This window comes from Vibrio fluvialis (assembly GCF_900460245.1).
GTDB lineage: Bacteria > Pseudomonadota > Gammaproteobacteria > Enterobacterales > Vibrionaceae > Vibrio > Vibrio fluvialis.
Genome location: NZ_UHIP01000002.1, coordinates 644,252 through 662,158, shown reverse-complemented (window position 1 = coordinate 662,158; position 17,907 = coordinate 644,252). Strand labels below are relative to the sequence as shown.

At 47.9% G+C, this 17,907-nt stretch carries 20 protein-coding genes; 10 read left to right on the top strand and 10 right to left on the bottom strand.

All coding sequences use genetic code 11. From position 1 onward, the window contains the following. Positions 1-4 precede the first annotated feature (4 nt). Together DYA43_RS23280 and DYA43_RS17990 are read right to left on the bottom strand one after the other, a co-directional pair. Positions 5-148 (bottom strand): rubredoxin, encoded by a 144-nt coding sequence (locus DYA43_RS23280; RefSeq protein ID WP_081094679.1) that lies wholly within the window; start codon positions 146-148, stop codon positions 5-7. Between the two features lie 5 nt (positions 149-153). Continuing rightward, positions 154-1,167, bottom strand: a complete 1,014-nt coding sequence (locus DYA43_RS17990; RefSeq protein ID WP_081094678.1) for an NAD(P)/FAD-dependent oxidoreductase — start codon at positions 1,165-1,167, stop codon at positions 154-156. Positions 1,168-1,334: 167 nt separating this feature from the next. Here DYA43_RS17990 and DYA43_RS17985 point away from each other — a divergent pair, with 167 nt between their 5' ends. The 3 genes from DYA43_RS17985 to DYA43_RS17975 all read left to right on the top strand — a co-directional run bounded on the left by DYA43_RS17985 (position 1,335) and on the right by DYA43_RS17975 (position 5,264). Beyond that, a complete protein-coding gene (locus DYA43_RS17985; protein ID WP_225869388.1) occupies positions 1,335-2,072 on the top strand; it encodes an AraC family transcriptional regulator in 738 nt (245 codons plus the stop codon). 561 nt (positions 2,073-2,633) lie between these two features. After that, positions 2,634-4,037, top strand: coding sequence for an HD-GYP domain-containing protein (locus DYA43_RS17980; RefSeq protein ID WP_061055305.1), 1,404 nt, complete (start codon positions 2,634-2,636; stop codon positions 4,035-4,037). Between the two features lie 237 nt (positions 4,038-4,274). Next, positions 4,275-5,264 (top strand): zinc-dependent alcohol dehydrogenase family protein, encoded by a 990-nt coding sequence (locus DYA43_RS17975; protein WP_061055304.1) that lies wholly within the window; start codon positions 4,275-4,277, stop codon positions 5,262-5,264. Between the two features lie 151 nt (positions 5,265-5,415). Here the strand turns inward: DYA43_RS17975 and DYA43_RS17970 are convergent, their stop codons facing one another. Beyond that, positions 5,416-5,760, bottom strand: coding sequence for a YajD family HNH nuclease (locus DYA43_RS17970; RefSeq protein ID WP_061055303.1), 345 nt, complete (start codon positions 5,758-5,760; stop codon positions 5,416-5,418). 788 nt (positions 5,761-6,548) lie between these two features. Between DYA43_RS17970 and DYA43_RS17965 the strand changes: the two genes are divergently transcribed. After that, entirely contained in the window at positions 6,549-7,010 is a 462-nt protein-coding gene (locus tag DYA43_RS17965) for a hypothetical protein (RefSeq protein ID WP_024375388.1), read from the top strand. 19 nt (positions 7,011-7,029) lie between these two features. Beyond that, positions 7,030-7,359 carry a hypothetical protein gene (locus tag DYA43_RS17960; protein ID WP_061055302.1) on the top strand — a complete coding sequence of 110 codons (330 nt, stop codon included), beginning with the start codon at positions 7,030-7,032 and terminating at the stop codon, positions 7,357-7,359. 140 nt (positions 7,360-7,499) lie between these two features. Here DYA43_RS17960 and DYA43_RS17955 read toward each other — a convergent pair whose 3' ends face one another. Continuing rightward, on the bottom strand, positions 7,500-8,591 hold the full coding sequence (locus DYA43_RS17955) for a hypothetical protein (RefSeq protein ID WP_061055301.1): 1,092 nt from the start codon (positions 8,589-8,591) through the stop codon (positions 7,500-7,502). Positions 8,592-8,800: 209 nt separating this feature from the next. On the opposite strand from DYA43_RS17955, the gene DYA43_RS17950 reads away from it, so the two are divergent. Then, positions 8,801-9,667 (top strand): hypothetical protein, encoded by an 867-nt coding sequence (locus DYA43_RS17950; protein ID WP_061055300.1) that lies wholly within the window; start codon positions 8,801-8,803, stop codon positions 9,665-9,667. Here DYA43_RS17950 and DYA43_RS17945 read toward each other — a convergent pair. Further along, complete coding sequence (locus tag DYA43_RS17945; RefSeq protein WP_020328750.1) at positions 9,654-11,036, bottom strand: aminotransferase-like domain-containing protein; 1,383 nt, start codon at positions 11,034-11,036, stop codon at positions 9,654-9,656. The genes DYA43_RS17950 and DYA43_RS17945 overlap by 14 nt on opposite strands. A 127-nt stretch (positions 11,037-11,163) precedes the next feature. Between DYA43_RS17945 and DYA43_RS17940 the strand changes: the two genes are divergently transcribed. Then, positions 11,164-12,296 (top strand): IS3 family transposase gene (locus DYA43_RS17940; protein WP_370445993.1). Its coding sequence is split into 2 segments (ribosomal slippage): positions 11,164-11,416 and positions 11,416-12,296, totalling 1,134 coding nucleotides; the frame shifts between segments, so codons are not numbered across the junction. Positions 12,297-12,422: 126 nt separating this feature from the next. Further along, a complete protein-coding gene (locus DYA43_RS17935; protein ID WP_061055299.1) occupies positions 12,423-13,019 on the top strand; it encodes a LysE family translocator in 597 nt (198 codons plus the stop codon). Here DYA43_RS17935 and DYA43_RS17930 read toward each other — a convergent pair. From DYA43_RS17930 to DYA43_RS17915, 4 genes are all read right to left on the bottom strand, one after another. Then, positions 13,016-13,447, bottom strand: a complete 432-nt coding sequence (locus tag DYA43_RS17930; RefSeq protein WP_020328746.1) for a YccF domain-containing protein — start codon at positions 13,445-13,447, stop codon at positions 13,016-13,018. The genes DYA43_RS17935 and DYA43_RS17930 overlap by 4 nt on opposite strands. A 9-nt stretch (positions 13,448-13,456) precedes the next feature. Then, complete coding sequence (locus DYA43_RS17925) at positions 13,457-13,747, bottom strand: antibiotic biosynthesis monooxygenase family protein (protein ID WP_020328745.1); 291 nt, start codon at positions 13,745-13,747, stop codon at positions 13,457-13,459. A 61-nt stretch (positions 13,748-13,808) separates the two neighbouring features. Then, positions 13,809-14,531, bottom strand: a complete 723-nt coding sequence (locus DYA43_RS17920; protein WP_020328744.1) for a sulfite exporter TauE/SafE family protein — start codon at positions 14,529-14,531, stop codon at positions 13,809-13,811. Positions 14,532-14,713: 182 nt separating this feature from the next. Beyond that, a complete protein-coding gene (locus DYA43_RS17915) occupies positions 14,714-15,109 on the bottom strand; it encodes a rhodanese-like domain-containing protein (protein ID WP_024375394.1) in 396 nt (131 codons plus the stop codon). A 140-nt stretch (positions 15,110-15,249) separates the two neighbouring features. Between DYA43_RS17915 and DYA43_RS17910 the strand changes: the two genes are divergently transcribed. Next, a complete protein-coding gene (locus DYA43_RS17910) occupies positions 15,250-16,185 on the top strand; it encodes a helix-turn-helix domain-containing protein (protein WP_061055298.1) in 936 nt (311 codons plus the stop codon). A 49-nt stretch (positions 16,186-16,234) separates the two neighbouring features. On the opposite strand, the gene DYA43_RS17905 is transcribed toward DYA43_RS17910, so the two are convergent. Further along, positions 16,235-16,741 (bottom strand): cysteine hydrolase family protein, encoded by a 507-nt coding sequence (locus DYA43_RS17905; RefSeq protein ID WP_061055297.1) that lies wholly within the window; start codon positions 16,739-16,741, stop codon positions 16,235-16,237. Between the two features lie 111 nt (positions 16,742-16,852). On the opposite strand from DYA43_RS17905, the gene DYA43_RS17900 reads away from it, so the two are divergent. Next, complete coding sequence (locus DYA43_RS17900) at positions 16,853-17,818, top strand: GlxA family transcriptional regulator (RefSeq protein ID WP_061055296.1); 966 nt, start codon at positions 16,853-16,855, stop codon at positions 17,816-17,818. Positions 17,819-17,907 lie beyond the last annotated feature (89 nt).

Genomic DNA, 17,907 nt, shown 5'->3' with positions numbered 1-17,907 from the left:
GATTTTATAATTTTATTTTTTCGAAGACATCCTTGCCTTCATCACATTCTGGACACATATAATCATCGGGTAATGATTCAAATGTTTGATTATGCTCAGAATCATCATGAACATAACCACATACTAGACAAACATATTTACTGCTCATTTTTCCTACTTGACGTTGATGGTTGTTTTTAAAATTGGTTTTCCGACTTTAATTATTACGCTATAGTCTTCTTGATTAAATACAGAAGGAATGTTAGATATATTATTCGCAATTATTTTTGACCATTTTTTTATTATAATAATGTTACTAAAAACTCTACCTTTATAACTTGCACAGTCACCCAGAGCGTAAATATTTTCGAATTCAGTTTTACATTTATTATCTATTGGTATTACGCTCATATGCTTCCCGTCCAATAAATCTGTACTAGAATCATTTCCAACACATTCAATAATTATTTCTGATTCAATCTCTACTTTTTCACTACCTTTCTCAAAATATACTGATTGAGAAGGGTTACACCTATACGATATGTTTTTAACACTATTGAATAATCTCACATTTCTCGCACTAAGTCGCTCAAACACCTCTTGACTTAATGTTTCATCATTTAAATTTGATAAAATTCTATTTGCAGAGTTAATTAGGTTGACGTTATCAAACCTATGAGATAAATCATATGCGATTTCACAACCAACAATACCTGCACCAATAATTGAAATTCTTTTATATTGAGTAAGTTCATCTATCAAACTAACGTAATTTTTCCAAGAGCTAACGTTTTTCACCTTAATATTTTTTTCGTCATTATTATATAATGTTTTTCTTGGAACTGAACCAGACGCAATAATTAGATCACTAAAATGAACAACCTCTTTATTACTCAAACTGACCGTTCTTTTTTCAGTGTTAATATATTTCGCTCTAACGTTTGATAATAAAGTGCAGTTATATGTAGCTTCAATTTCACTCGCCGTAACTATATTGAGTATCTTTTCATCAAATCCAGAGTGGCACATTTTGGACAACATCGGCTTGAGGTATGTATAACCCTCGTTCTCATCAATAACCACTATTGACGTTTCGAGATCATTTTTTCGTATTTCATTCAAGACGGAAACTCCGCCAATTCCAGTACCAATAATGACGATTGGGTCACGTTTACAATGATTTCGCATAAGTAAATAATTATATGAATTGAAATAGGTTATTGTGCGGCTATCATACAGCGATAGTTGTATACAAGTTATGGATAGGTAGACAATAAATGTACTTAAGTGGACAAAGTGTCACTGCCAATGATTTAATCCGCCAGAACTCTTGTTATTCAGCCATAGTAAGAACTATGAAAATGGATAAATTCGAGTTAGATGACCTTCACTGTCATCCTTGGCATCAGTTAATTTTTCCCTACACTGGTTTGCTTCAAACACAAGTCGAAGATAAAAAATTTTTAGTTCCTCATACGACTGCTATTTTTGTTCCGGCCGGTGTTGCACATGAGTCTCTAGCTCTAACGGATACGCACTTTATGGGAATTTATATTAATCCTGTTTTTTTTTGCGACGTAGAGACTAAAATTTCACCAATATTTGTTTCTGAATTCATCAAACTTTTGTTTATTGAAATTGAAGCGAACTTCAGTAGTGATAAATACGACAATAATGTTCAGAAAAATTTGGTTAGTGTGTTACTTGACCAAATTGAAGCTAGTAAAGTAACAAACTTTAAATTGCTAGTTCCTAAGGATAAGCGAATTAAGCAAATTTTTGATTGCTATTGTGTGGACCCGTCAATTCCCTATACGCTTGACGATTGGAGTAATAGAGTTGGAGCAACAAAAAGAACGTTAACAAGATTGTTTGCAAAAGAGTTTGGTACTTCATTTTCCCTTTGGCGTCAGCATTTGAGACTAGTTACGTCACTAACATTGCTTGAAACAAACTACTCAATACAAGACGTGGCTATTACGATAGGTTATAAAAATGACTCTAGTTACATTAGAGCTTTCAAAGCAAGATTTGGTATCACACCGCTTTCTTTCAGAAGTTCAAGTAGTAATACAGTTCTATATCAGCGCTAAGCTCATATTGATATAACCCTTAGAGATCATGGTATTGGCGTTGTATTCACGAAGAGTCAGTTTAGGGATGTTGAGCTGCTTTGTTGCGTAATTCGTAGAAACAAAACTGGGAAGCTACGAACTGATCAGCCACATCAGTTGATCACCGTAGTCCCACTCTTTAAAAAACAAATAACTGGAAGCGGTACAATAAAGCCTTAATCAACCATGGCTCACTCACTTTCTAGATTGATAGCGTGAAGAAAAAACAATATGGTAGCCATTTTAAAATGAGAAAAAGTATATCAAATCACAGCTTGGTAATCGTGAGAATTAGTTAGCTCTAACTTCGAACGGGGCACTTCTAAGTTACGAAGTGCCCACTGTGGACATTCTGAACACAAATTTGCTAGCGCCTTTACCAGATAAGCATTTGAGGTGTTATTTGAGATATTGCGAAGCCCCTCTCTGAGTGGTCAAGATTACTCATTCACTGCCGTATTTTTATTGTTATTTGTCATTAGATTACAGTGTAAGGTTGCACTATAGTTTTTTTGTTTAAGTATTGATGAGTAGCATGCGATGTTATTACAAGGTTCGAATCTCAATATGCCTCTGGCCGAGCTGGTCACTTCACTGACAGTAGCGCTAGATATGACAGAGGGACAGCCTCCAGAGCACAGTATGCGTTGCTGCTGGATTGGAATGCATATTGGTGAGCGAATGAACCTCTCATCAACAGAGCTCCATGATCTGTATTTTACGTTACTTCTCAAGGATGCCGGCTGCAGCAGCAATGCGGCGCGTATTTGTGAACTCTACGCCACCGATGATCTTACTTTTAAACAACGTTATAAAACGGTCGGTACAAGCCTGACGAGTGCAATTAATTTTGTACTAAAAAATGCAGGCTCAGGAGAACATTGGCATAAGCGTATCTCTACCACGATTGATATTTTGAAAAATGGTACAGATTACGCTCAAGAACTGATTCAAACGCGTTGTACAAAAGGGGCAGAAGTTGCTCGTGAGCTCTTGTTCAGTGAGAATGTGGCCCAAGGTATACAACATTTAGATGAGCACTGGGACGGTTCAGGTCGTCCTGATGGGTTGATGCATGATCAAATCCCACTATTTTCAAGAATTGCCCTTCTCGCTCAAGTGATGGATGTTTTTCAACGTGAACATGATTTGAATATTGCATTTTCTGAACTAGAAAGTCGTTCCGGAAACTGGCTGGATCCTAACTTAGTGGCCATTGCTAAGCAGTTGAAAGACAATCCTGATTTCATTAAGGCACTTAATGCCCCTTCCATAGTCCCTTTTGTGCTCTCTATGTCCCCCGCCCAAGCGATGATTCCATTAGATGATGATTATTTCGATCGAATTGTGACGGCTTTCGGCAAAATCATTGATGCCAAGAGTCCTTTTACCTCCGGCCACAGTTCCAGAGCGGCTATTTTTAGTACACTCATAGCCGAAGAACTCAAGGTCGACAAAGAGGATCGACTATGGCTAAAACGTGCCGCACTCTTACATGATCTAGGTAAACTAGGGGTAAGTAACACGATCTTGGATAAACCAGGAAAATTGGATGATGACGAGTGGGCAAAAATACAAAATCACGCGGTGTTTACCAGAGAGATCATTGAAAAGATATCCCCTCTAAAACAATTCGCCAAAATGGCAGCTGCTCATCATGAAAAGTTAGATGGCACAGGCTATCCCGATAAACTGGTTGCCGATGAAATCTCGATGATGACACGGATTATTACCACAGCAGATATTTTTGATGCCATTACGGCTGAACGCCCTTATCGAGGTGCTGTGCCAATTCCAAAAACTTTAGAAATCATGGAAGAAAATGTGGGTACAGCCATCGATCCATTGTGCTTTAACGCACTAAAAGCGGCACTAAACAAACTACCTGATAAGTATATGCAAGATATTGGTATGGGTGGGGTTCCCTCGTCACCGATGCTCTAGATTGATTTGAAAAAATATGAATGAGCGCAAGTGAATACGACTACCTACTTGCGTCAGGCCTTTCCTTTTTACAAGTATGATTTCTTATAGATCAAACACCCATTAACAGAATGCGAACTAATGTTTACGCAGGCACACAATGGGACAAAGAAGAGTCAGCATAAAGCTGGACATTTGTGATAAAAATGCCTGCTTAACGTATGATACTTGAAGAATTTATCGAACAAAAACAACACAATGTCTAACATCACTACAAACACCAGAATTCGCCAGCTCTGTTTCGGTCAACCGCAAGATTCATTGACGATTGAACAGGTACCTTTGAATTCGCTTGAAGAAGATAAAATCAGAGTAAAAATCGAAGCAACTAATATTAATCCAAGCGACTTGTTGTCTATACATGGTGTGGGTCAATACAGGCATAGTCATCAGCCGCCCCGAGTACCCGGATTTGAAGCTGTTGGACAAATCATCGTCTCCAACCATGCAGAATTTACCGTAGGGCAAAGAGTTGTCGTGGCTACCAGCGGTACTTGGCAGAAATATATCGATGTATCACCAGATAACCTCTTCATCATTCCGCCGCATCTGGACAACGGCTATGCGTGCCAGTTGTATATCAATGCGCTAACAGCGTGGGTTTTAACCACCGAAATTGCTCAGTTGAAGCAAGAAGATGTACTGATTATCAACGCTGGAAGTTCTGCAATAGGTAAAATTTTTGCACAGCTATCTTCATCGCTAGGGTTCACTCTTATTGTCGTAACGTCGAAGCCTGAAAATTATCCATATGATTCAAACCATGTCATAGATGCAAAAGTAGACCTACTCACTCAACTACAGCAACTTGATTTGCCTAGCCCAAATATTGCATTCGACGCTATTGGAGGCAAAAAAGGAACAGAACTGATTCATACCATCGGCGAGAATGGACGGTATATCAACTATGGAACTCTTTCTCTGGAGTTCTATCAGCCTCATTTCTTTGAGTATGCGAAGAACCTAAACATTGAATTCAGTACATTTTTCTTACGTTACTGGGAGAATGCTGTTGGTAAAGATATCCGACGTGAAAAATTTTCGATGATGCTAGACCATTTCATCACCAATGGAATACAACTAGATGTAGATCGTTGTATTCCATTGGAACAAATTCAGAACGCTATCAAGCTAATCGAGTCTAATTCTACGAACTTACATGGAAAAATCATTTTGCTACCAATGTAGTAGAGATATGACCATTTACGGCTAGTTATCATAGGAAAAAGTACTTTAAATTCAGAGGCGAGCCCCGCCCCCATAACTGAGTATTTACGTTAAAACACTAAGGGCAAAAATGCTTTAGAGCGCAAACCTCGAATCGTTTTAATACTTTGAATTACTTCTTCATCATCTTTGCTAAATCAGCAAATGGATTGCACGTTGCCCCCTGATATTCATCTTCTCCGGGCTTTATTTCACTACCATGAAGTTCATATTCTAAGTATTTGCTATGTTCATGATCGTGGCAATAGAGGCACAACAACTCCCAGTTGCTACCATCTTCGGGGTTGTTGGTATGGTCATGATCTTTGTGGTGAACGGTTAATTCACGCAGGTTTGAATAGACAAACTCTCTGGCACACCTTCCGCATACCCAAGGGTAAAGTTTGAGTGCTTTCTCTCGGTAATCGGCTTCTTTACGTGCGTAACGGGCACTGGTTCCGTAATGATCTGAAGACATCTTTGCTCCTTTATGTGAATAGCTACCGCTATAGTAGCCACTTTTAGTATGACCCCAAATAGGTCAAATTACCGCTCTCAGAAATACTGATTCAAATAGGCACAACTTAAAATGGGACAGAAACGATTCTCCCTCTGAAAGCACAAATTCCTAAAACCAAGCAGCCACAATACAGAGAGAAACTCATGAACCTGCCAGCGTGACAATCAAACTGTCTTCACCTTGCACACAGAGACATCATCAGCCCAACTCATTCTCATAGTTGTGCGCTGTCTTCTTCAGCTCAAAACCCGTCATGGAGTAAAACGCATGAGATTCTGCGCGAGCAATAAGAATCGAAGGGGTCATAAGCGTTGGTCATCATTCAGTGATAAGAAAGATACGGTAATCAGCCAAGCCGATTTTGGTCAATTATTAACCCAAAAATTTGAGAGCAAAGACATTCACTATTTTGTTGGACACGCCAAGATTTCAAGCAAACTGACCTCTCAATGTTCTCCCCTGTTTCGTTCTCGTCGTAACCACCGATATAGCGTGATTGTCGTTTGCTAAATATAGAACAGCGAACACTGTAACTAATGATGATTTTTATCTTAAAATCTAAATATGTTATTAAAATCAATATGATATAAAATTTAAATTATTAATATTGCGCATTACTTTAGTCATAACTAATATTAATGAGAGCTTACGATGTTCGCCATTTTTCTATTAATGGTGACACCCGTTTGGGCTTTTAAAATCAGAATAAATGAACCTTTGCGGAACATTTATTAGGAGGGCGAACTATGTCCAAAGAATTTATATTGATGCTTCACCCTACGTTTGGAGTCCTTGCGCTGATTGCCGCCGTCTGGGTGTTCGTCGACACGCTGAATGCAACCGACACGAACTCTGGCCGTATTCGAAACATGAGTGTGTTAGTCGCAGTTTTAATGTGGCTGACCTATATCGCCGGTGGCTATTGGTACGTCGTTTTTTATGGCGGTGAAAAGGCCATTATTAAGCAGGGACCATGGCCATTTTCTCATTCTTTCTACATGGAAATGAAAGAACATATATTCCTTATGCTTTTGCTGCTTTCAACCTACCTTCCTATTGTTGCCTGGAATGATATCGTCAACCAATTACCCAGTAGAAAATTGTTATTGTGGACGTCGGCGATAGTCATTGTTCTCTCGCTTGTTATGGAGGGAGCCGGAGCCATTATCAGCATGGGAGTCAAAGTCTCTTTGCTTGCCAGCCAATGAGATATAAGGAGATGGGAAAATGTCCGTCAACCAAACCAGCCAACACAAGCCTGAAGCCAGTAATGCGATAACCATTGGGTTCGGTTTATCCTATGCCATCACTAGTGTGTTAAGCGCCCTACTGGTTGTGCTTAAAGAAAGCAATGAAGAAGTCCACAGTGTATTGGCCGCGATCACTGGCCATCACTGGGTGACCCATGGGTTACTCGATATCATCGTATTTCTTGTGCTCGGCTTTGTGTTCTATCGCGTCTGTGACTGTTCACGTATGAAAGTGACATCAGTCATCACGTTCGTGGTGGGCTCTACTGTATTAAGTAGTCTGATCATCGCCGGATACTTTATCTGAATCCGTCGGGCTCAGGCCCACTTTACTCAGAACGAGGCTAAATGCTGTTCGGCGCATTCACCGCCGCAAGATTTGGCCTCGTTCATAGGCCTGCGTGGTATTAATGCTCACCAAGCAAATTCACGCGACAAATCTGCAAATTAGTGTCTAAATCGTCCCCACCCCGGAAACCAAACCACCGCCGCCATGCCCATCACCGTATACAAAAGCCACATCGGCAGCATCAATAACCACTTCGCCAGCAACGCAATGGCATCGCCTTTGTAGGCAATTTTCGCCCCGCGCGCGGCCAATTTGGTGAACTTCAACGCCCCCAGATTATCCAGCAAACGCAGCCCGCCTTGGCCAAACGTGGCCGCCAGTTTCATGCTCTCTTTGCCCAGTTGCGCGGCGCGTGGTGTCATCGCCACCAACGCATCGCCGCCAAGTTGATAAAGCGTGACACTTTGTGAGCCAAACGCTTTGGCAAACGCCGCCATGCGGCTCAGTTCAGCGCTGTTTTTTGTGCGGCTGAGCAAACGAAATCCACCGCGGGTGTTAGCGAGCGTGGTGACATCGCTCAGCATCTCCGTCAGCGCACTGAGGCTTTTCGATTGCTGCGCGATTTTGGCTTCTCGCACTAAGGTTTTACCCAGCCAAGGCGGCAGTTTGCCTAACCGTTTGGCGGTTTTCAGCGCGACTAACCCGCTTTTGGTCGCGGTGGTGGCGACCAACGTCGGTGCGGCGACACCCGCAGTTTCGACGGTGCCGATGCCACTGGCAATCTGCGCGGCCGTTGCCACGAGGCCGAGCGCCGACAATGCTACTAACGTTTCATCCACTTCTTCCCCTTGCAGATGATTCATGCCTTGCAAGGTGAGGTCACGAATATCACCAATCACCAGAAAATCGGTGGTTACGGCCGCAGCCTGACCAATGGTTTCGTCGCTGGTGCCAGTCAGTAAGCCTTCGCTGAGTTTGTCGAGCTGATAACGCCAATCGCTGCGAATGCGGGTGATATCAGCATACAGCGCCTGCGCTTTTGGGTTGTCACGCACATAGTCGTAATCCATAAAAAAGCCAAGGTAGCTGGCCGCATCGGCGTAACGTTGTTCCGCCAGCATTTGGCGTGTTTCCGGCAGCGGGTCAATACGCCCCAGCGCGATCACAGAAAGCTGCGCTTGCTGCCACAGTACGCCCGCTGAGATCAGCGCCAACGCCAAAAGCGTGAATTTGAAAAGCCGTTTGAACATCGCGTACCGCCGTGAAAAACCCAGTACCCCTATCCTAGCAACGATTTCGCTGTAGAGAAAAGCACGTCTGCGTCAGGATTTTTCCGCTGTGTTTACAATGTAAATCGCGTGGCGCGCTCACAGATTTCAGTCGCGGTTTGACGCCAAAGATTGAGCGCTGCGCAGCAAACTGATTGAATATCAGCATTACCTCGGTAAGGGATTCTCACATGTCTGACAAACTGTCGACTTCAGCGCTGGCCAAACTGCGCGGTATCGAAGCCAAGCAACTGTTCGCGGATTTAAAAAAAGCAGGCTACATCAGCCGTCATGACGAGCAATGGATTTTGACCGAACTCGGCGCGAAGTTTGGTGGCGAATACGTCCAGCATGCCAAATTCGGCACCTTTATTGTCTGGCCGGAGAATTTACTCATCGACATGGCGGCCACCAGCGGCAGCACACTCAGCGCAACGCAAGTAGGTGAGTACTTCAAACTCAACCCTAAGAAAATGAATCAGTTGTTCAGCGAACTGGGATGGATAAGCAAAAGTGATCTGGGCTGGGTCGCCACCGCCGCCGGCCTGCGTGCTGGCGCACAGCAGCGTGAAGGCAAAGCCTCAGAGCAAAAGTTTGTGGTGTGGCACGATTCGATTCGTCACAACCCACACCTGCGCCAATCGGTGGTGGAGTTTCTTGGCCAGGATGCTGGTGAACAGGCGACCGACAAATCCTACTCCAGCTTTCGCCAGAAGTTCGAAGCCAAACACCGCACCCTCGATGGCCATTACGTGCGCTCGGTGGGCGAACTGCTGATCGATAACTGGCTGTATCTCGCTGGCGTGGTGCATGCCTACCAGCGCCCGCTGCCAATCGAAAAACCGCTGATGAGCGATTTCTACCTGCCGTCAGGCAATGTGTATCTTCAATACTGGGGCACCGACGGCGCACCCATCAGCGACAAGCAGCGCGACGAGACCCGCGCCGTGTACGCTGACCACCAGTTCAAGCTGATTGAAATTACTCCCGAAGAGGTGCATCAGCTCGACGACATTCTGCCCGCTCGGCTGCGTGAGCACGGCATTAAGGCTTATTAAGCGGATCGTGCGCCCGTAAATCCAGATGCGCTTTGATGCGTTGCAAGCCTTGCTTTAAGTCATCGCGCGATAACGGCCCGGTAAGTGATATGCGAATTGCGTTGGGCAAGGGGTAAGAGCCGACGCGAAAGAACGCCGCATCACGCACAAACACGCCATCTTCGGCGAGCTGCTGTTTCAGTTCGCTCGCGGGGCAATGTTCCGGCAACGTGATCCAGCAGTTGAATCCGGGAATCGCACAGGTTTGGCGCTCAGGAAACACCGATTGCAATATCCGGTGGCGGGCGCTGAGTTCCAGAGCGATATCTTCATCGACTTGCTGCATCGCGCCATTGCTCAGCCAGCGACAAACCAAATCCACCAGAATCGGGCTGACGTGCATACACGATGCGCGCAGCGCTTTTTGCAGCGGCAGCTTGAGGTTGGTCGGCAGCACCATGTAACCGACGCGAATGCCACCAGCAAAATACTTAGAGAAACTGCCGATATAGAGCGTAATGTCCGGCGCAATGGTCACCAACGGCGAACGTCGATGCTCCGGCGGGCAATAGAGCACGTCGTCTTCAATGATCAAGACATCGAAACGGCGGCAGATTTCGATGATTTTCAGTCGCCGTGAATCGCTCAGTACCACACCTGTCGGGTTTTGAATTGCGGGTGTCATATAGAGCAAGCGCGGACGATGGCGCTGACAGTGCAGCAACAGATCGTCCGGCACTATGCCTTCGTCATCAACCGCCACCGGAATGACTTTGCGCTCCTGCTGAGTACAGGCATTGATGAATTCGCCGTAGCACAGCCCTTCGAGCAAAATGGTATCGCCACTGCGGGTGAGCGCTTGCAGCACTGTACTCAGCGCATGCTGGCCGCCGTACGTCCATTGCAATCTGGAGCGGTCAATATCGCACTGCCAACGCTGATTCACCCAGCGTTGCAGCGTGGCACTATGGCCTTGCAAACCGTCGGCGGAGAAATAATCCAGCACCGCTTTTTGCGCCGTCGGCTGACTGGCGAGTTCGCCCAAAGCCGCCATCAAATGGCGCTGCTGGCTGAGAATTAACGGGCGACACAGTGACAAATCCACGCCACCGCGCGACACCAGCGGATGATAATAGTCCTGCTGCTCGTGGCTGCGATCTTTAATGTAGGTGCCGCTGCCCACCACGGGTACGGTGACGCCGCGCAGTTCCAGCTCCTGATAAGCACGCGTGATGGTGCCGACCGTCACGCCAAGTTTGTAAGAGAGCATGCGCTGCGACGGCAATTTACTGTGCGCTCGTAACTCGCCGCGCTCGACCGCTTCTTCAAACGCATCGGCCAGAACTTTGTATTTCGGCCCCGCGCGGCCAGTGAGATCCGGTATAAACATTGTCACCATTGTCATCGATACACTTGGTTGGAAAGTTAAGCATATTCAAGGGTTGGCGTGACCTGCTCCCCTTAATCTAGTCCAGTCTACACTTAGTAATGTTCATCCAACCAAGGAGATGATGAACATGAAAAAGCGATTCAATGAACAACAAATCATTGCCATTTTAAAGGAAGCGGAAGCAGGTATCCCCGCCAGAGAGCTTTGCCGCAAGCATGGGATATCGGATGCGACGTTTTACACATGGCGCAAAAAATACTCAGGACTGGATGTCTCTGAAGCCCGTCGCCTTAAGGCACTGGAAGACGAGAACGCTCGGCTCAAAAAGCTGCTGGCTGAGACACTGCTGGATGCAGAAGCACTTAAAATCGCTCTTAGCCAAAAGTACTGACCGTCGAGGACAAGCGCAAGGCTGTTAAAGTCATTCAGAAAAGCACCCAGCTTTCAGAACGCAGAGCCTGTCTACTCGTCGGTATTCAACGCGCGTCACTGCGATATCAACCTCAAGCTAATCGCGAGGATGATAAGCTTCAGGCTCGTATAAAAGAGCTGGCATTGGAACGACGTCGATTCGGTTATCGTCGGATCCATCGCCTTCTGAGGCGAGAAGGTTTTGATGTTAACCATAAGCGAGTTTATCGCTTGTACTGCGAATTAGGCTTAACGGTCAGCAAACGGAGACGTAGAAAATCACAGTGTGTTGAGCGAGAGCCTCTCTTGCTTCCTTCAGTACCAAATCACACTTGGTCGATGGACTTTGTGATGGATGCGCTCAGTAACGGCAGACGGATTAAATGCCTGACGATTGTGGATGATTACACAAAGGAGTGCCTAGATATTCCTGTTGCTACGGGGATCTCGGGAGATGAAGTCGTGATCACGCTGGAGTCTATCGCTGCGTTTCGCGGTTATCCAGCATCGATACGAACGGATCAAGGCCCAGAATTTACAGGGAAAGCGCTCGACCAATGGGCTTATCAGCATGGTGTGATTTTAAAAGTAATCCAGGCAGGAAAACCGACACAAAATGCTTATATTGAAAGTTTTAATGGTAAGTTCAGAGATGAATGTTTAAACGAGCACTGGTTTAGGGATTTGAGTCATGCTCGTGACCTAATCAGCCTCTGGCGAATGGATTACAATGAAAATCGCCCCCACTCAGCTCTAGGTTACTTAACTCCTTCTGAGTTTGCAGCGACAACAAGAACGGCACGAAACAGTGGTAATTTAACAAGCATTACTAATGAAGTTTTGGATTAGTTCTCGGGGGCAGGTCAGGCGGAATGTGAAATACAAAAGTGTCATGGTGACGCATAAACACTAGGGGTTCACTTTGCGGGCGGATTAGAGTGTGCGCATATCGTCAGTTAAAGGAGCTTAACTCTCATGTGGACCCTATTGCCTTCGTTGTGTCTGTTCGCGTTCATCACCGCCTTCACGCCGGGGCCGAACAATTTTCTGCTCGCCAGTTCCGGCTCTCAGTTTGGTCTGCGCCGCACCTGGCATCACATTCTGGGCATTCGTATCGGTGTCAGTGGATTGATTCTGCTCAGTGCGGCAGGTGTCGGTGTGCTGGTGCAAGCGTATCCGCTCGCCTACTCGGCGCTCAAATACTTCGGGTTTATTTACATGAGCTGGCTGGCCATCAAGCTGATTCTGGCGGGTGGTAATCTCAATAAAAGCCATGCGGCGCAGCCACTGACATTAGTTCAGGCAGCGCTGTTTCAACTCGGCAATGTCAAAGCCTGGGCGGCCAGCCTGACGGTGGTCGCCACCTATACGCTGCCGTCGCTGTATTGGGTATCGGTGGTCTGGATTCTGGCCGCGTTTACCGTGACCGGACTGGTGTGTAATTTATGCTGGGCAGGAATGGGAAAAGCGGCGAGCCTGTATCTCGACACGCCGCGTAAGATTCGAACGTTCAACTACAGCCTGAGCGGAATGACCTTTGCGACCATCCTGCCAGTGCTGTTTCAGGCTTAACGACGCTGGCCGTACCGTGCGCGGGCGGCCTCTTCTTTGGAGACGATCGTCTGGCCAATCGGGGCCAGCGAAATGACCGCCAGTTTGAGGTGTTGCAGGGCAAACGGAATGCCGATGATGGTGATAAAGCACGCCACCGCTGAGAGCAGATGACCAATCGCCAGCCACACCCCAGCCAGCAAGAACCAAATCACGTTACCGATCACCCCAAAACCGCCAGTGCCGATGTCTTCTTTACCGGTCAGTTCATCGCGGCCAATCGCCTCCTGACCAAACGGAAAGAAGGAAAAATTACCGATGACAAAACAGGCGCGCCCCCAGGGAATACCGACAATGCTGATAAAAGCCAGCAAGCCGAAAAACCACCAGGCGAGGCCCATCATCACGCCGCCCAATAAAAACCAAATAATATTACCGATCGTTCTCATGTCTTCCTCTTAAAACACACGTTGATAATGCTCCACCGTGGGAAACGGATCGTAAAAGTGATGAAGCAACGCGCGCCATTGCTGATATTCCGCCGACTGACGGAATCCTTCGGTATGTGCTTCCAGTGTCTGCCAGTTGACCAGCAGAATGTAGCGGCTCGGATTCTCTAAGCAGCGTTGCAACTGATGCGACACATACCCCGCCATGCTGGCGATAATTTGCTGCGCTTTAGCAAAACTCTGTTCAAACTGCGCTTCCTGTTCTGGTTTTACATCCAGAATCGCGACTTCCAGTATCATGGTTTTTCCTTAACGTAATATGAATGCGTCATTCAGACGCAAATTTCAGCTTTTCAATGTGTTACATCAATCCTTTGCCGAGTGCAGTCAGACCGCTGAGCAAGCACAGCGACAACGCACCCACGCGGATTTTCTCTTTCGGCAGGGTTTGAGTGGTTTTACGAGCCAGAGCGTAACCCAGCCACGCCGATGGGATCAGCGGAATGGTAATGAGCAGATGGTGCATGGTCAGAAAGCCCGCCGGGATCTGCACCATCAGCGAAATGATGGAGCTGAAGACAAAAAACGCAGACAAGTTGCCGCGCAGTTGGTTGGCTTCCTGATGCTGCAGCAGTAGCGCCATCGGCGGGCCGCCAATCGCGCTGCTGGTGCCGAAAAAGCCGGAGAAGAAACCAGCAATACCCATGCGTGCGGGCGTCGGTTCAATGCGAAACGGCAGAAAACTCACCCCGACGGCAAACAGCACCAGCAAACCGAGCCACAACGCCAGCACATCGGTCGAGACCCACACCAGCAGCAAACCACCGGCAATCGAACCCGGCACGCGACCGATCAACGCCATTTTTAAACCGCCGATAGAGATGCTGCTGCGATGCTTCATGGCGCTCAACAAGGAGATGAACAACGCCACAATACAAATCGGGGCGGGAACGTAATCCGGCGAAACCATAAACAACAAAGGCGCAGCCACTACCGCCAACCCGAACCCAATTGCCGTCTGCACAAACGAGCCGACAAAAATAAGAAACATCGCAATGAGTACGGTACTGCTGAAATAGTCCATGATGACGCCTTATACCTTTTTGTTTTACAACGGCAGCAATGCTGACTGCCACCCCCATGGTTTGAGGTTGGATTGACGGGCGAAAGCCCAAAGAGAATGAAAAAAGTCATGCAATTGCATGACTTTTGAACGTTAACAGTTTGCTGAATTTTCGCAATAAAAACGTTTCGCTGGCAGCCGGTTCACGCCGGGAGCAGGCTAAAGCCTTCATCCAACCAACCGGTCACGCCGCCAATCATTTTTTTCACCGGGCGTCCCAGTTTTGCCAAACGTATCGCCGCTTTTTCCGTGCCATTGCAATGTGGCCCCGCGCAGTAGACCACAAACAGGGTTTCTGGCGGGTACTCGGCTAAAGTGCGCTCATTAAGGCGCGGGTGGGGCAGGTTGATCGCGCCGTCAATGTGCCCTTCAGCGAACAGCGCTTCGCCACGCACATCGAGCAAAATGAAGTCCTGCGTGTGGTTGGTCAGCGCGTGGTGCACATCCCAGCAGTCGGTTTCAAATTGCAATAAGGCGGAAAAATGAGCAAGTGCTTGCTCACTGCTGGCCGCAGGAATTCTCGATACCGCGCTCGACATAATGACTCTCCTTTTCATGATTGATGCGTCAGTGATGTGTAGTGTGCCGCACACTTTGCTCACGCAACACTGGCGCAAACGCCAATTATCGACAATATTACGCCAACACTCATACCACCCTTTCGTGCCAAAGGAAGCCCATGCGCCGCATCGCTATTCTCACTCACGCTCACTGCTCGCTGTTTGAACTCGGCTGCGCCGTCGAGCTGTTTGCCCTGCCACGTCCGGAGATCGAACACTGGTATCACTGTGATGTGGTCAACCTTGAAGGCGAGCCATTTGACTCCACCGCTGGGGTACGAATTGAAGCCAAACGTGTTACCAGCCTGAGCGATTACGATACCTTGGTGATTCCCAGTTGGCCGGCGCAGGGCGCCCCTGTGCCCGAGCGACTTGCCAATGAAGTGCGCGCGTTTGCCCAGGCAGGTAAGCGCCTGATGACGTTTTGCTCCGGCGCATTTTTACTCGCTGAACTGGGCATTCTCGATGGCCGTCAGGCGACCACCCATTGGCGTTATGCTGAGCAGTTTAAAGCGCGCTTTGCCAAGGTCGATTACGTCGATGATGTGCTGTACGTGTGGCAGGATCCGATTGGCTGCTCGGCCGGCAGTGCCGCGGCGCTGGATTTGGGTCTGGCGGTGATTCGCCACGATTTCGGCTACAAGGTTGCCAATCAGATAGCGCGGCGGCTGGTGATGTCGGCGCATCGCGCGGGCGGTCAGTCGCAGTTTGTTGAAGCGCCGATGCTGGCGGTGCCCAACCAGTTTGCGGGCGCACTCGACTGGGCGCAGCAGAACCTCACTGCGCCGCTTAATGTCGACCAACTGGCCGCGCGCGCCAATATGTCGCGCCGCACCTTTGAGCGAAAGTTTCGCGCCAGTTTTAACCTTTCGCCCAACGAGTGGCTGATTCAGCAAAAAATCGAGCGCGCTAAAGGGCTGCTGGAAGAAACCACGCTGCCGCTGGAACGCCTCGCCGAACAATCCGGCTTTGAAAGTGTGGTGACGCTGCGCCACCATTTTCGCCGTTTACTCGGCGTCTCGCCCAAGCAGTATCAGCAGCAGTTTCTTCCTTAGGTTATCGGCTAGTGCCTTTTGTATGAGAAGATAAAGAGAAAGTGAGTGCTCACAAATTATCCAATGTCATCAGCGGCACGCGGTCGCTCAATGCGCGTAGTGCAATGCCATGCACCATGGCATCCGGCGCGCTGCACGCATCGCTGAGCACGCGAACCGAGTAATCACTGGCCGCAGGCGACAGCGCGGTATGGGTGACGCAGTTTTGCGTCATCATGCCGCACACCACCAACTCACGAATATTTTGCGCGCGCAGTACGTCACTTAAGATGGTGTTGAGAAAGCTGTCGGCGTGCTGCTTCTCCACCACAACGCTTGAAGGCACTTTGGCAATCAGTGCCGAATGCAAGTTCACCCCTTCGCTGCCCGCTTTGAAAAAGGGTGCCTCTTCGCCGCCGACATGCTGTACCAATACAACAGACCAGCCGCGTTGCTGCGCGATATCTATTGCGGACAGTGTGTTAGCCAACGCCTGCTCAGCCAGATGCTGCGGATAGGCCCCTGCCGGGAAGTAGTCGTTTTGAACATCGATAACAATTAACGCCGTGTGACTCATGGTTTTCTCCTATTCTTGTTGGGATGAGTCCTGAGTATCCGCCGATTGCATTGTGTTGTTCAGAGTCTAAAATGACTTTTATCGAGCCAAAAACGACAGCAAGGATGTTTCGTGAACCACATTCAGATTGCCATTATCGCCTACCCCGGTTGCCTGCTCTCTGCCGTGCATGGGCTGGAAGAAATGCTGTGGATGGCAAACCGCGCCTGCGCCGAACTGGAGCAGCCCTTTCAGTTTAACTGCCACCTGCTGCGCTGGCCGCTGGACGCCGCCACTCATGAAGATGTGCCTTACGCGGTGGTGGTGCTGCCACCCAGTCGTGAACGCGGTTTTGACGTCAAAGCGCCGGTTGAACTCACCGACTGGCTGCAAACGCGTCATCAACAAGGTGCGATTCTCGCTTCCGCCTGTGCGGGCGTGTTTTTGCTCGCCGATACCGGTTTGCTGGCGCACAAAGTCATCACCACCCATTGGGGCTTGGCCGAACTGTTTCAGCAGCGCCATCCCCAGTTGCAGCTCAATACCGACGACATTCTGATCAACCAAGGCGACATCATCACCGCCGGCGGCATGATGTCGTGGATTGATTTGGGTCTTGAACTTATCGCGCAGTTTGCTTCGCCTGCCGTGATGCGTCAGGTGGGCAAATTGTTGGTGGTCGATACCGGCTCACGTGAGCAGCGCTACTACCAGCAGTTCACGCCCAGCTTTTTGCACGGTGATGAAAGCATCGTCGCACTGCAACATCTGATTCACCGCCGCTTTGCCGACAACTTAACCATCGTGCAGCTCGCCGATCACGCCAGCGTCACCGAACGCACAGTGCAGCGCCGCTTCCTCAAAGCGACCGGGCTCAATCCGATTCAGTATCTGCAACGCGTGCGGATTCAAAAAGCTTGCGACTGGCTCGAATCCACCGCGCAGCCGTTTGAATGGATCGCCCATCAAATTGGCTACGAAGATGTCGGTGCCTGCCGAAAAGTGTTCATCAAAATCATGGGGTTAACTCCAAGCGATTTTCGCCGCCGCTTCGCGCCGTCCCACTATACGGTCGATACCGTGGCGCAAAGCGGCTGACAGTTTCCCTTGATAAGGTGTTTTAAACTTCGCTACATTCATTTTTAAAACACCTTTTCATTTTTCACAAATCCTCTAAAATAGCGCCA